This is a genomic window from Modestobacter sp. VKM Ac-2984 (assembly GCF_026967985.1).
Classification (GTDB): Bacteria; Actinomycetota; Actinomycetes; order Mycobacteriales; family Geodermatophilaceae; genus Modestobacter.
Genome location: NZ_JAPVBJ010000003.1, coordinates 234,091 through 247,000, shown reverse-complemented (window position 1 = coordinate 247,000; position 12,910 = coordinate 234,091). Strand labels below are relative to the sequence as shown.

The following is a 12,910-nucleotide window of genomic DNA, read 5'->3' as shown; positions in this document are numbered from 1 at the left end:
GCGGTCGCGCTGGTGGGCCGGCCGGAGTTCGTGGTGCTGGACGAGCCGACCAGCGCCCTGGACCCGCTGGGCCGGGCGGACGTGCGGGACATCGTGCTGGAGCTGCGGTCCCGCGGGGTCGCGGTGCTGCTCAACTCGCACCTGATCGGGGAGGTCGAGCGGGTCTGCGACCGGGTCGTCGTCCTCGACCGCGGCCGGGTCGCCGCCTCCGGCACGCTGGCCGAGCTGCTCGGCCAGCGGGAGGTGCGGCTGCACCTGACCGACCTCTCCCCCGCCGCACAGCAGCGGCTCGCCGCACTGGGCCGGGTCGACCGGGAGGGCGAGTGGTCCACCGTCGCGCTGTCCGCCGACGACGACGGGACGGCCGTGCCCGACCTGGTGCGCGACCTGGTCGCGCTCGGCGTGCGGGTGCACGCGGTCGAGCCGGTGCGGATCAGCCTGGAGGAGCGCCTGCTCGGCATCCTGCGGGACGGCGCCGCGAGCCGAGCGGCGGGCCCGTCGTGACCACGGCCCGCACGGTGCTCACCATCGCCGCGCTCACCCTGCGCGAGGCCTCCCGCCGACGGGTGCTGTTCGCGCTCGTCGCGCTCACCGTCGGGCTGCTGGCCCTGAGCAGCTGGGGCTTCTCCCGGCTGGCGGCCGAGTCGCTGACCAGCGGCGAGGCCCGGCTGACCGCCTCAATCCTGCTCAATCTGGTGATGTTCGGCTACAGCCTCGTCGCCGCACTGGGCACCGCCTTCCTCGCCGGACCCACGCTGTCCGGGGAGACGGAGTCGGGCATCGCGCTGTCGATGCTGGCCCGGCCGATCCGCCGCTCGGCGTTCCTGCTGGGCAAGTGGCTGGGTCTGGTGGCGTTCGGCAGCGGCTTCGTCGTGCTGGCCGGGCTGGCGCAGGTCCTCGTCGTCCGGGTGACGGTCGACTACTGGCCGCCGGCGCCGGCGACCGCGCTGGCCCTGCTCGCCGCCCAGACGGTGGTGCTGCTGACCCTCACGGTGCTGCTCGCCACCGTCATCTCGCCGATGGCCTCGGGCGTGGTGGCGGTCGGCCTGTTCTGCACCACCTGGGTGGCCGGGGTGGTGGGCGCGATCGGCGAGGCCCTGGGCAACGACGCCGTCGGCCGGGTCGGCAGCGTCTCGCGGGTGCTGCTGCCCACCGACGGGTTGTGGCGCGGGGCGATGAACGCCTTCCAGGACCCGTCGGCCCTCGTCCAGTTCGGCGGGGCCGACGAGGGCGCCGGGGCGTTCCCGTTCCTCAGCACCGCGCCGCTGACCCTCACCTACCTGGGCTGGGCCGTGCTGTGGGTGGTCATGGTCTGGGCCCTGGCCGCGATGTCCTTCGTCCGCCGCGACCTCTGATGGTCGACCCCGGCGCGGTCGTGCTGCAGCTGCCGTTCCGGGGCACCTGGCGGGTGGAGAACAGCCCGGCGCGGCGGGTGCCGAGCCACGGCACGCACCTGTTCGCCACCGCGTACGCCATCGACTTCACCGCCGTCCGGGGTGGCCGGACGGCGACCACCCGGGACTGGCGGTCGCTGCTGGGCACCGAGCCGGTGGACCGGTTCGTCGCCTTCGGGCAGCCGGTGCTGGCCCCGGCGGCCGGGCGGGTGGTGTCGGTGCACGACGGCGAGCCGGACGGCGTGGCGCGCCGCTCGCCGGCCGCCCGGGTGCCCTACGCCCTGACCCAGGCGGGCCGGGCCCGCGGCGGCGCCGGCGCGCTGGCCGGCAACCACGTGGTGCTCGAGCTCGGTGGCGCCCACGTCGTGCTGGCCCACCTGCGCGATGGGTCGCTCCACGTGCGCCCCGGCGACCCGGTGACGGCCGGTCAGCAGCTGGCCGAGTGCGGCAACTCGGGCAACTCCACCCAGCCGCACGTGCACGTCCAGGCGATGGACTCCGCCGACCCGTTCACCGCGCGCGGGCTGCCGCTGGCCTTCCGCGACCACCGGTCCTGGCCCCGCGACGGGGGCCCGCCGGTCGTCGTCCCGCTGGGCGTCCCCGCGGAGGGCGCGGTCGTCGAGCCGGTGTGACGGCGCCTCACCAGCTGCCGCCGCCCCCTCCCCCGGCCGCGCCGCCGACGTAGGTCGAGCCGCTGCCCGCGGTCGCCGGCGGGGAGAGCGCCGGGTTCTCCGGTGAGGAGAACGCCAGCAGGGCCGGCCACACCCCGACGTACCCGGAGCCGTGGGCCGGCACGTACCAGGTCGGGGTGGCGCTGGGGCCGGCCGCCTGCACCGCTGTGGTCCACTCCTCCGCCACCCCCAGGGCCACCGCGTGCGGCAGGTAGCGGACCCGGAGGTCGGTGCGCGCGGCACCGGCGAGGTCGGCCAGCTGGTCCGCGTCGGCGGACCACGACCCGTCGGAGGTGGCGAGCTGGTCGCGGAACGCGGCCGCCCGCTCGTGCACCTCGGCGCCCTCGGGGGTGCGCTGCGGCATCCGGCCGGCCAGCCCCAGCAGGACCAGCCCGGCGAGGACGATGCCGATGCCGGCCAGCGCCCAGGTGGTGGTGACGGCCAGGACGATGGTCCCGACGACGCCGGCGACGAGCACCCCGGTGCCGATGCCGTACCAGCGACGCCGGACCGCGGCGGGGTCGGCGCGGAACCAGCCCCGTTCCACCACGTCCCGGTACATCGCCGCGCACGCCCGGCTCTGCACGCCTGCGAACCGCGACTGCAGGTCCGACAGCAGCACGACGTCCCCGTCGGCGAAGACGTCGTCGAGGAGCTGCTGCTCGTAGGGCCGCAGCCCCCGCGGGTCGGCCGGCGTGCGGACCAGCCGCCAGTCCGACGGGACCGCCTCCTCCTCCTCGTCGGCGTCCGGTCCCTCGTCTGGTTCGGCGTCGTCGGCGTCGGCCGGGTCGGCTTCCTCGATCCGCAGCTGCCCGTGGACGGCCAGGTCCAGCAGGGTGGCGACGACCTCGTGCCGCTGGGCGCGGCCGTCGAGCACGGTGCCCAGCTGGGCCGGGCGGGCGTCGTACGGCGGGGTCAGTTGCGGTGCGCTGGGCTCGGCCACCCGGCCCGGTCGCCCACGGCGGGCCCGGAGCAGGGACGGGACGACGAGGGCCAGGAACCCGCCGACGGCCAGCCCCGCGGTCACCGGGGTGGCGCGGAAGGCCTGCGCCGGGCTGAACGTCTCCTCGAGCACCGGCTCGGCTCCGGCGAAGGTGCCCGGTGGGTAGGTGCCGCTGACGGTCACGCCCTCCCCCGGAGCGAGCCCGGTGGCCCGGGCGCGCAGCTCCCCGCCGGCGGTGAGGTCCACCGGGCAGGCGGTCCGCACATCGTCCGCGCCGACCGCGCAGTCGCCGGCGACCGCGCCCGCCGGGCCGGTCAGCCGGACGTCGACCTGGTCGATCGGCACCCCCCAGCCGGTCCCGACGGCGTTCCAGGCCAGCCGGTCACCGCCGTCCCCCGGGTCGGCGACCCCCTCGACCCGGTAGCTCAGCACGTAGGTGTGCCGGCCGGTGACCTCGGTGTCCTCGTCCCCGACCCGGACGGTCAGCACGCCGTCCTCGCTGGTGACCTCGGTGTCGGCCGGCGCACCTGTGGGGCTCTCCACGACGACGTCGCTGATCGGGTAGAGCCGGTCTTGGGTCTGCTCGAAGGGCGCCCGCTCGGGGATCAGCCGCTCGATGCCGTGCCGCTCCTCGTCAGCGAAGTCGTAGGCGATCGTCTCCTCGACCTGCAGCGAGCCGTCGGCGCCGGCCACCAGGTCGACCTCGTAGGAGCGGATCGCCTCGGTCGGCCCGCCGTCCGTGCACCCCGCCAGCAGCAGGACCGCGAGGCCGATCACGCCCCCGAGCGCCCGCCGTCCGTCCGCTCCCATGTCGCACCCGTCCTCGTCCCGGCCGCCTCGCCTGGCTGCCGACGTGGGGAGTCTCCCCGGTGCCCTCCGGGCTGCGGGCACGCCGTGCCCGGACACGGAGAACTGTCGGCACCCCGTGCTGGCATGGCCGAGCACCACAGCACACACCCACCGGAGGATCGTCGATGAAGATCGTCGTCACCACCCCGACCGGGCGCGTGGGCTCCCGCGTGGTCCGGCTGGTCCTGCAGGCCGGGCTGCGGCCCACCCTGCTGCTGCGCTCCCCGGAGAGGCTGGACCCGCAGACGCGCGAGCTGGTCGACCTCGTGGTCGGTGACCAGGGCGACCTGGACACCGTGCTGCGGGCGACCGAGGGCGCCGACGCCCTCTACTGGGTCGATCCGCCGACGCTGGACGACGACCCCGTCGCCACGTCCACCCGGATGGGCGCGGTCGCCGCACGCGCGGTGCGGGAGAACCAGGTGTCCCGGGTCGTGTTCCAGAGCAGCGTCGGCGCCGAGAAGCGCCACGGCGTCGGGCAGATCGACGGGCTCGCGCACACCGAGGAGCAGCTGGAGGAGACCGGCGCTGCGGTGCTCCACCTGCGCTGCGGGTACTTCTTCACCAACCTGCTGTCCGACCTCGACGGGCTGCGGGAGGGCGTCCTGCGCACCACCATGCCGATCGACCGGCCGATGCCGTGGGTCGACCCGCGGGACATCGGTGAGGTGGCGGTGGCCAACCTGTTGTCCCCGGGCTGGTCCGGGCCGCGGGTGCTCGCCGTGCACGGGCCCACGGACCTCACCTTCGAGGAGGTGGCCGGGGTCGTCGGCGCGGTCACCGGCCGGCGGGTCCGTGCCGAGCAGATCAGCGACGACGATCTGCGCGCCGGCCTCCGGGCGGCGGGGCTGTCCGAAGCCCAGGTCGAGGGGTTCGTCGGGATGGGCCGCGGCCTGCGGGAGGACTTCGTGCCCGCCGACCCGCGCTCGGTGCTCACCACGACGCCCACCACGCTGCGCTCCTGGGCCGTCGAGCACCTCGCGCCGCAGCTCTGAGCCGACGCGGCGGCGACTGGCCGCTCCCGGGATCCGACGTAGCCTCGGTGGGGTGAGTCTCGCACCGGCACCGACCCTCAGCCTGGACGACCGCTTCGCCCGCGAGCTGCCGGAGCTGGCCGTCCCCTGGCAGGCCGACGACGCCCCCGAACCACGGCTCCTCGCGCTCAACGAGCCGCTGGCCGCCGAGCTCGGCCTCGACCCGGCCGCGCTGCGGACCGACGAGGGGCTGCGCCTGCTGGTCGGCACCGCCGTCCCGGCCGGGGCGAACCCGGTGGCCCAGGCCTACGCCGGGCACCAGTTCGGCGGTTTCGTCCCGCGGCTGGGCGACGGCCGGGCGCTGCTGCTCGGTGAGCTGACCGACGTGGCAGGCCGGCTCCGCGACCTGCACCTCAAGGGCTCCGGACGCACCCCCTTCGCGCGCGGCGGCGACGGCCTGGCCGCGGTCGGTCCGATGCTGCGCGAGTACGTGATCAGCGAGGCGATGCACGCCCTCGGCATCCCCACCACGCGCTCCCTGGCCGTGGTCGCGACCGGGCGCTCGGTGCGCCGGGAGACCCTCCTGCCCGGCGCCGTCCTGGCCCGGGTGGCGAGCAGCCACCTGCGGGTGGGCAGCTTCCAGTTCACCCGGGTCAGCGGGGACAGCGAGCTGCTGCGCCGCCTCGCCGACCACGCGATCAGCCGGCACCACCCGCACGCCGCGCAGGCCGAGAACCCGTACCTGGCGCTCTTCGCCGCGGTGGTCTCCGCGCAGGCCGAGCTGGTGGCCAGGTGGATGCAGGTCGGGTTCGTGCACGGGGTGATGAACACCGACAACGTGACCATCTCCGGCGAGACGATCGACTACGGGCCGTGCGCCTTCCTGGAGGCGCACGACCCGGCCACGGTGTACAGCTCGATCGACCACGGCGGGCGCTACGCCTACGGCAACCAGCCGATCGTGGCCGAGTGGGACCTCGCCCGGCTCGCCGAGGCCCTGCTCCCACTGTTCGCCGAGGACCAGGAGCGGGCGATCGAGCTGGCGGTGGCGGCCCTGGGCGAGTTTCGCCCGCAGTACGACGCGGCATGGTCGGCCGGGATGCGAGCCAAGCTCGGCCTGCCCGACGGGCTGGACGACGCGGTGGCCGCACCGCTGGTCGAGGAGTTCCTCGCCCTGCTCCAGGCCGGCCACGTCGACCACACGTCCGCGTTCCGGCTGCTCGGCGCTGCCGCCCGCGGCGACGTCGACCCGGTGCGCAACCTCTTCCTCGACCTCGCCTCCTTCGACGCCTGGTGCGAGCGCTGGCGCGCGCTGGCCCCCGACGCCGAGGCGATGGACCGGGTCAACCCGGTGTACGTCCCGCGCAACCACCTCGTCGAGGAGGCGCTGACCGCGGCGACCTCAGGCGACCTGGCCCCGCTCGGTCCCCTGCTCGACGCCGTGACTCACCCGTACACCGAACGCCCGGACCTGGCGCGGTACGGAGCGCCGGCGCCCGCCGACTTCGGCGCCACCTACCGGACCTTCTGCGGCACCTGACCCACCATCACCACCACCAAAATGGCCATTTTGGTGGGTCAGGGATCGGTCGTCAGGCGGGCCAGGTCGACGACGGCGGCGACCAGCTGGTCGCCGTCCAGCAGGACGGCGTCGTTGTGGTCGGCGCCGGTCACCTCGACCGTGCGGTGCAGCTGCCCGGCGGCAGCGGCCACCGCTCTGCTCTGCTCCGGCGGCACGATCGAGTCGGCGGTGCCGAGGACGACGGTGGTGGACGCCTCGACCCGGGCGACCTGCTCGGCCACCGGGTAGCGGTCGCGCAGCAGCAGCCGGACCGGCAGGAACGGGTAGTGCTCGCTGCCGACGGCGGCCAGGTCGACGAACGGCGAGCGCAGCACGAGCCCGGCCGGCGGGTGCGCGACGGCCAGCTCGGTGACGACGCCGGCGCCCAGGCTCTCCCCGTAGTACAGGAGCCGCTCGGCCGGGACCCCGCCGTCGGCCAGCAGCCAGTCGCGCGCCGCACGGACGTCCAGCGCCAGCCCCTCCTCGCTCGGGCTGCCCGGGTTGCCGCCGTACCCGCGGTAGTCGAACAGCAGCACCGCCAGCCCCGCTGACGACAGCGCCCGGGCCAGCGGCGCCCGGACCCCGCGGTGGCCGCCGTTGCCGTTGGCCACCAGCACGGTCGGTGCGTCGGCCGTCGGGCCGGGTATGAACCAGGCACCGAGCGTCAGCCCGTCGGCGGTGGTCAACTCGACGTCCCGGCCACCGGCGACGGCCTCGGCGGCGGCCGGCACCGGGCCGTCGTCGGGCAGGTACACCAGGCGGCGCTGGAACGACCACAGCAGACCGACCACCACGACCAGCACGATGGCACCGATCAGCGCGGCCCGGAGCACCGACCGCAGCACCACCCCATGGTGGCGCGCTGCGGTCGGCCGGGCCAGGGCCGGCTAGCGGTAGTTGACGTGCGGGTGGTCCATGTGGTTCGCCGTCACGCTGCCCCGGTCCTCCATCTGCTTCCAGGAGCCACCGGGCGAGGAGAGCATCCGCTGCTCCCAGATGATGTAGTCGACGCCGAGCTCGGCCCAGTTGGCCACGTGGTAGGCGACGATCGCGTCACCGAGGGCGGCGTTGGACATGACCATGTAGTCCACCGCCAGCCCCGACGGGTGACCGTGCGGGTCGGCAGCGCTGGGCCGGGTCCCGCCCAGGGTGATCGAGCCGGCGCCGGGCACGTTGCTGACCACGGCGTTCGCGGCAGCCTGTGCCTGCGGCTTGATCGGCCCGGCGCTGTTGCTGATCTTCGCGATCGCGGACACCGCGGTGCCGGGGCTCGCAGCCGCCGCGGCGGAGGGCTTTGCCGAGGCGGCGGACCGTGCCGGCGCAGCGGCGGCTGCCTGCGCCTCGGCCTCGGCGTCGGCCGCAGCGGCCGCCTCCGCGGCGACGCGAGCGGCCTCCGCCTCCGCCGCGGCCGCGGCCTCGGCGGCGACGCGGGCAGCCTCGGCCTCGGCGGCCTGCTGGTCGAGCACGGCCTGGTCGGCCGCGGCCTGGGCCTGCTGGGCGGCGGCCTGCTCGGCCTCCCGGGTGGCCCGGCTGGCTGCCAGCTCCTCCAGCGGCCGCAGGTCCTCGGCCCCGTCGACGGCGCCGGACTCGGCGGCCAGACCCAGCTGCTCGGCGACGCTCACCGGCTGGGACGCCACGGGGTCGGCCTGGGCCGCTGGGCCGACGCCGACGACGACGTTGACCAGGACGGCTCCGGCCGCCGCGATGCCCAGGTACAGCCCGGGGCGGCGGATGCCGGTCGGCGGACGACGTCGGCCGGTGGCGGCAGAGGTGGTGGTGCGGGCGCGCATGGGCAGGAGTGCTCCGTACAGGTGTCTTCCGATGGCCGCCTACCAGGTCAGCTGACGGGTTCGGGCGGGAAGCAGCCCTACCCGGCCCGGACGGTGGTCCGGGCGCGGGATTCACCCCAGTGGTGCGGTGGGTCCCCGGCTCGCCCCGGAGGGCGACTCGGCGGCGTCCGGTCGGGCTCCCCGGGTGGGGACGTGGCGACCGACTGGACCCGGCAAACCTAACGGCGTCATCCAATCGTGACAATCCGTTGCCCGCATTTCATCGGGTGACGGTGGTCGCGTCACTCTCCGGACACACGCGTCCCATCCGTCACCAGGCGGTGTCCGGTCAGCGCACCGGCAGCTCGACGACGGACCGGCTGCCGCCTCCGGCCGCCGTGGCCACCCAGGCCTCCGCCACCTCGGTCAGCGGCAGGACGGTGTGCTCCACCCGGAGCTGCCCGGCCGCAGCGTGCCGCAGCACGGCGGTCAGCGCGGCGGCCCGCTGCTCACCGGTGAGCGCGTTGTTGGTGTAGCCGAGCACGTCGATGCTGCGGCTGCGCAGCACGGCGGAGGAGAACTCGGCGGCGTCCCCGGCTGCGCCGCCGAGGTTGACCAGCCGGCCACCGGGGGCGAGCACCTGGCACGCCGCCGCCGCCACGGCGCCGAACACCGGGTCGACGACGACGTCGACGTCCGCGCCGACGGCCTGCCGGATCCGCCCGACGAGGTCATCGCCGTCCCCGGTGAGCACGACGTCCTCGGCGCCGGCCCGGCGGGCCCGGTCGGCCGCGGCCGGCGACCGGCAGACACCGACCACCCGCCCGGCCCCCAGCGCACGGGCGGCACCCAGCGCAGCCTGGCCGACCGCGCCTCCGGCACCGAGCACCAGCACCCGCTCGCCCGGCTGCATCCGGCCGCGCCAGGTCAGCGCCATCCAGCCGGCCACCGCCGACAGGCCCAGCGCGGCGACGACCGGGTCGGGCAGGTCCCCGGCGAGCGGGACGACGTCGGCGTCCGGCACGGCACAGAGCTCACCCAGGCTGCCGTCGCCCGGGCTCATCCCCGCCGAGGTGGCGAACCAGACCCGGGTCCCGGGCGCCAGCACCGCCGAGGACACCACGACGCCGACCCCCTGCACACCCGGCACGTAGGGCACGGCCGGGCGGCCGAAGTACGACGTCCCGGAGGCGCAGAGCAGGTCCAGCGGCACGACCGGGGCGGCGGTCACCCGGACCAGGGTCCGGCCCGCGCCGGGCACCGGGTCCGGGTGCTCCGCCAGGGCGGGGGGCTCGCCCGGCTGGGTCAGGACGGCGGCGCGCACCGGCTCAGGTCGCGATGTCGGGGTAGGGCATGGAGATGTGCTCCATCGCCTTGCCGTAGGCGCGCTGGTACTCCATCGGCCCGTGGTCGCGCTCGAACAGCGCGATGAACAGGGTGAGCGTCAGGAAGGGGTGCGCGCCCATCTGGAAGAGGGCCACGTGGTCGTGCTCGGCCAGCGCCCGCCGCTCCTCGTCGTCGAACGCCAGCCACGTGGTCTTCTCAGCCGGGATGCAGTTGAGGACGGTGTTGGCCATCTCGGCTTCCCACCAGGTGACCGTGCCGGCCGGGTCCTCCCGGTAGCGCTCGGTCAGCTCGGGGTCGCGGTCCACGGTGTAGAGGAACTTGTCCAGCAGGTACTTGCTCATGCCGACACCCCGCTGCTGCTCGGGACCCCGTTGGGGTACCAGGTGAAGTAGGCCTCCATGGTGTGGAACAGGTCCAGGGTGTCCACGTGATCGGCCTTGGCGCCCTCGCCGGCCACGCCCATCATCAGCATGAAGTCCATGAACCCGTGCGTGGCGTTGCCCGGGTGATGCAGCGACTCCAGCGAGACCTCGGCCAGGCAGCCCTCGATGTCGCCGCTGGCGATCCACTCCACGGCCTTGCGGTCGAACTCCGGGTCCGGCCCGTGCTCCCCGAACTGACGCGGCCCACCCAGCTCCAGGGACAGGTGCCCGGTGCCGATCACCGCCACCCGCTTGTCCGACTCCCAAGACTCCACCATCTCCCGGATCGCCCGGCCCAGCTGCACGAACCGCTTCGGCTGCGGCAGCGGCGGGGCGAAGATGTTGGTGTAGACCGGCACGATCGGCAGGTCCGCCTGCGGGCGCAGCGTGATGATCGGGCAGGTGATGCTGTGGTCGATCCGCAGCTCGTTGCTGAACGCCAGGTCGAAGTCCCGGTCCAGGCCGTCGCGCAGCAGGTGGGCCGCCAGGTCCTCCTCACCCCGCAACGTCATCTTCGGCAGCCCGAACTCGCGCTCCTCGTTGTGGAAGTTCGCATCGAAGAACGGCGCCTTCCCGACGAGGAACTGCGGCATGTTGTCCAGCCACAGCTGGTGGAAGTGGTCGCTGCCCACCATCACCAGGACGTCGGGCTCCGCGCGGGTCAACGTCTCCCGGAACGCCTCGATCTTCGCCACCCACTCATCGGCGAACGGCGGCCGGTCAGCACCGGTGGCCGTGCTCGCCCGGTAGTAGAAGGGGTGGTGGGTGGACGCGATGACCGCGGCCAGTTCAGCCATGACTGTCTCCCTCGAGATCAGAGGCGCGGAGGTCAGGGACGTACGGGTCGGGGGCGACGGACCGGTTGTTGAGGTCCACGGACAGGAAGACGTCGTTGGCGACCGGGTGCCGCAGCTCCTCGGCCAGCTGCCCGATCAGCCCGGCCGTGCGGGCGAGCAGGGCGAAGCCGCGGAGCAGCTCCAACGGCAGGCCCAGGTCGGCCAGCGCTGCACCGCACACCCCGGCCCCGTTGAGCGGCAGGGTCTTGCCCAGCACCTGGGGGTGCACCCGGCCGATCGCGGCGAACAGCGACAGGTGCGGGCCGAACAGCCCCTCCTCGGTCGCGATCTCGAACAGCCGGGGGGTGCGCGGGTCGCCGTCCTTGTGCACGTGGTGGCCGAGCCCGGGGACGAAGCGCCGCGCCGCCCGCTGGGCGGTCACCGTCTCCAGGGCCAGGGCGTCCCAGCCGGCGTCGTCGGTCGGCAGCTCACCGTCCACCCCGGTCAGCACGTCGTCCAGGAACCGGCCGGAGTCCTCGGTGACGCCGAGGAACCGGGAGCCACCGCCGAGCAGGCCGGCGGCGAGCGCCCCCTGCACGGAGTCCGGGGCGGACAGGTAGGTGAGCCGGGTGACGATCGCGGTGGGGGTGAAGCCGTGGTCGGCGAGCGCGGCCAGCACCGCCTCGAAGACCCGGGTCTCCCCCGGCGTGGGCCGCCGCTGGGTGGCCAGCCAGAAGGCCAGCTCGCCGAAGCCGACGGTGCCCATGACGTCGCGGGCCAGGTCGGTGCCCAGCAGCGTGATCGACTCGCGGCTGGAGGCGCCCAGCGCGGTCGGGTACTCGGGGGTGGTCACGCGTCCTCCTCGGTGGCCAGCCACCGTCGCAGCTCGGCGCCGTGCTCGTCCAGGGCCGGCGGTGGCAGCCGGTAGTCGGCCGGTGTCTCGGAGAAGGTGATCGGGTGGCGGACCGACGGCACGCCCGCCTCGCCCTCCCCCACGGTCACCACCGGGTCCAGGCCGATCGACTCGGCGAAGGCCACCCCCTGATCGACGGTGTTGATCGGCCCGCAGGGCACGCCCGCGGCGATGATGTCGTCGAACCAGTCCCGCTTGGACCGGGTGCTCAGCCGCTCGACCAGCAGCGGGCGCAGCTCGTCCCGGTTGGCCGTGCGGTCCTCGTTGCGGGCGAACCGCGGGTCGTCGGCGAGCTCGGGCACGCCGAGCACCTCGACCAGCCGGCGGAACTGGCCGTTGTTGCCGGCGGTGATGATCAGGTCCCCGTCGGCGCACGGGAGCGGCTCGTAGGGGAACAGGCTGGGGTGGCTGTTGCCCATCCGGAACGGGACGACACCACCGGCGACGACGGCGCTGGCGTGGTTGACCAGCCCCGACAGCGCGGAGGACAGCAGGTTGACCTCGACGTGCTGGCCGCGGCCGGTCTCGTGCCGGACGTTCAGCGCCGAGAGCACGCCGATCGTGGCGTGCAGCCCGGCCATCACGTCGAAGACGGAGATGCCGGCCCGGAACGGCTCGCCCTCGGGGTCGCCGGTGAGGCTCATCAGGCCGGAGATCGCCTGCACGATCAGGTCGTACCCGGGCAGCGGCGCACCGGCCGGGCCGCTGCCGAAGCCGGTGATCGAGGCGTAGACGACGCCGGGGTTGGTCGCGCTGACGGTCGCGTAGTCCAGGCCGAAGCGGCCCAGGCCGCCGGTCTTGAAGTTCTCGATCACGATGTCGGCACGGCGGGCCAGCTCCTGCGCGGCGGCGGCGTCGACGGGGTCCTTCAGGTCCAGGGCGATGGAGCGCTTGTTGCGGTTCACGCCCAGGTAGTAGGTCGACACCCCCTCGCGCACCGGCGGCGCCCAGCTGCGGGTGTCGTCGCCCCCGGGGCTCTCCACCTTCACCACCTCGGCGCCCATGTCGGCCAGCAGCATGGTGGCGTAGGGCCCGGCCAGGACGCGGGAGAAGTCGGCCACCAGGAGGCCGGACAGCGGCCCCCGACCCGGCGCGGAACCGGGCGGCAGTGGGTGTTCGGTCATCGGGTGTGGCCCCTCGAGCGGTGCATCGCCGTCAAGCGGACGGGCGTCCGGAGTGCCGCCGAGTGTCGCCACCGTGCTGATCCGCTGTCAACCGGAACGCGCAACGAGATCCTCCGTCTTGACATGTGGTCGCGATCACCACGACAGTGGTGCCGTCGCCAGGCTGA

General features: G+C 74.7%; 12 protein-coding genes, 1 pseudogene and 1 riboswitch. Of the genes and pseudogenes, 5 read left to right on the top strand and 8 right to left on the bottom strand.

The features are described 5' to 3' along the window. The 3 genes and pseudogenes from O2W16_RS08255 to O2W16_RS08245 all read left to right on the top strand — a co-directional run. A pseudogene (locus O2W16_RS08255) lies at nt 1-504 on the top strand (ABC transporter ATP-binding protein); the annotation flags it as partial. Further along, the gene (locus tag O2W16_RS08250; protein ID WP_269158333.1) at nt 501-1,355 is read left to right on the top strand and encodes an ABC transporter permease subunit; all 855 of its coding nucleotides are present in this window, start codon (nt 501-503) and stop codon (nt 1,353-1,355) included. The pseudogene O2W16_RS08255 and the gene O2W16_RS08250, both read left to right, overlap by 4 nt. Next, nucleotides 1,355-2,026, top strand: coding sequence for a M23 family metallopeptidase (locus O2W16_RS08245; RefSeq protein WP_269158332.1), 672 nt, complete (start codon nt 1,355-1,357; stop codon nt 2,024-2,026). Before O2W16_RS08250 ends, O2W16_RS08245 begins: the two co-directional genes overlap by 1 nt. A gap of 7 nt (nt 2,027-2,033) precedes the next feature. Here the strand turns inward: O2W16_RS08245 and O2W16_RS08240 are convergent, their stop codons facing one another. Then, nucleotides 2,034-3,818 (bottom strand): DUF2207 domain-containing protein, encoded by a 1,785-nt coding sequence (locus O2W16_RS08240; protein WP_269158331.1) that lies wholly within the window; start codon nt 3,816-3,818, stop codon nt 2,034-2,036. 164 nt (nt 3,819-3,982) lie between these two features. Between O2W16_RS08240 and O2W16_RS08235 the strand changes: the two genes are divergently transcribed. Both O2W16_RS08235 and O2W16_RS08230 read left to right on the top strand, forming a co-directional pair. Beyond that, nucleotides 3,983-4,852, top strand: a complete 870-nt coding sequence (locus O2W16_RS08235) for an NmrA family NAD(P)-binding protein (RefSeq protein WP_269158330.1) — start codon at nt 3,983-3,985, stop codon at nt 4,850-4,852. Nucleotides 4,853-4,904: 52 nt separating this feature from the next. Next, nucleotides 4,905-6,371 carry a protein adenylyltransferase SelO gene (locus O2W16_RS08230; protein ID WP_269158329.1) on the top strand — a complete coding sequence of 489 codons (1,467 nt, stop codon included), beginning with the start codon at nt 4,905-4,907 and terminating at the stop codon, nt 6,369-6,371. Between the two features lie 38 nt (nt 6,372-6,409). Here the strand turns inward: O2W16_RS08230 and O2W16_RS08225 are convergent, their stop codons facing one another. The 7 genes from O2W16_RS08225 to O2W16_RS08195 all read right to left on the bottom strand — a co-directional run bounded on the left by O2W16_RS08225 (nt 6,410) and on the right by O2W16_RS08195 (nt 12,743). After that, entirely contained in the window at nt 6,410-7,237 is an 828-nt protein-coding gene (locus tag O2W16_RS08225) for an alpha/beta hydrolase (RefSeq protein WP_269158328.1), read from the bottom strand. Nucleotides 7,238-7,279: 42 nt separating this feature from the next. Next, nucleotides 7,280-8,182, bottom strand: a complete 903-nt coding sequence (locus tag O2W16_RS08220; RefSeq protein WP_269158327.1) for a hypothetical protein — start codon at nt 8,180-8,182, stop codon at nt 7,280-7,282. 21 nt (nt 8,183-8,203) lie between these two features. Beyond that, nucleotides 8,204-8,355, bottom strand: a riboswitch (cyclic di-AMP (ydaO/yuaA leader). Between the two features lie 155 nt (nt 8,356-8,510). Further along, nucleotides 8,511-9,485: a quinone oxidoreductase family protein gene (locus O2W16_RS08215; protein WP_269158326.1), complete on the bottom strand. Its 975-nt coding sequence runs from the start codon at nt 9,483-9,485 to the stop codon at nt 8,511-8,513. Between the two features lie 4 nt (nt 9,486-9,489). Beyond that, a complete protein-coding gene (locus O2W16_RS08210; RefSeq protein ID WP_269158325.1) occupies nt 9,490-9,849 on the bottom strand; it encodes a hypothetical protein in 360 nt (119 codons plus the stop codon). Continuing rightward, complete coding sequence (locus O2W16_RS08205) at nt 9,846-10,727, bottom strand: extradiol ring-cleavage dioxygenase (RefSeq protein ID WP_269158324.1); 882 nt, start codon at nt 10,725-10,727, stop codon at nt 9,846-9,848. The genes O2W16_RS08210 and O2W16_RS08205 overlap by 4 nt, the downstream gene beginning before the upstream one ends. Continuing rightward, nucleotides 10,720-11,559 (bottom strand): citryl-CoA lyase, encoded by an 840-nt coding sequence (locus tag O2W16_RS08200; protein ID WP_269158323.1) that lies wholly within the window; start codon nt 11,557-11,559, stop codon nt 10,720-10,722. The genes O2W16_RS08205 and O2W16_RS08200 overlap by 8 nt, the downstream gene beginning before the upstream one ends. Further along, the gene (locus tag O2W16_RS08195; protein ID WP_269158322.1) at nt 11,556-12,743 is read right to left on the bottom strand and encodes a CaiB/BaiF CoA transferase family protein; all 1,188 of its coding nucleotides are present in this window, start codon (nt 12,741-12,743) and stop codon (nt 11,556-11,558) included. Before O2W16_RS08195 ends, O2W16_RS08200 begins: the two co-directional genes overlap by 4 nt. Between the last annotated feature and the right edge of the window lie 167 nt (nt 12,744-12,910).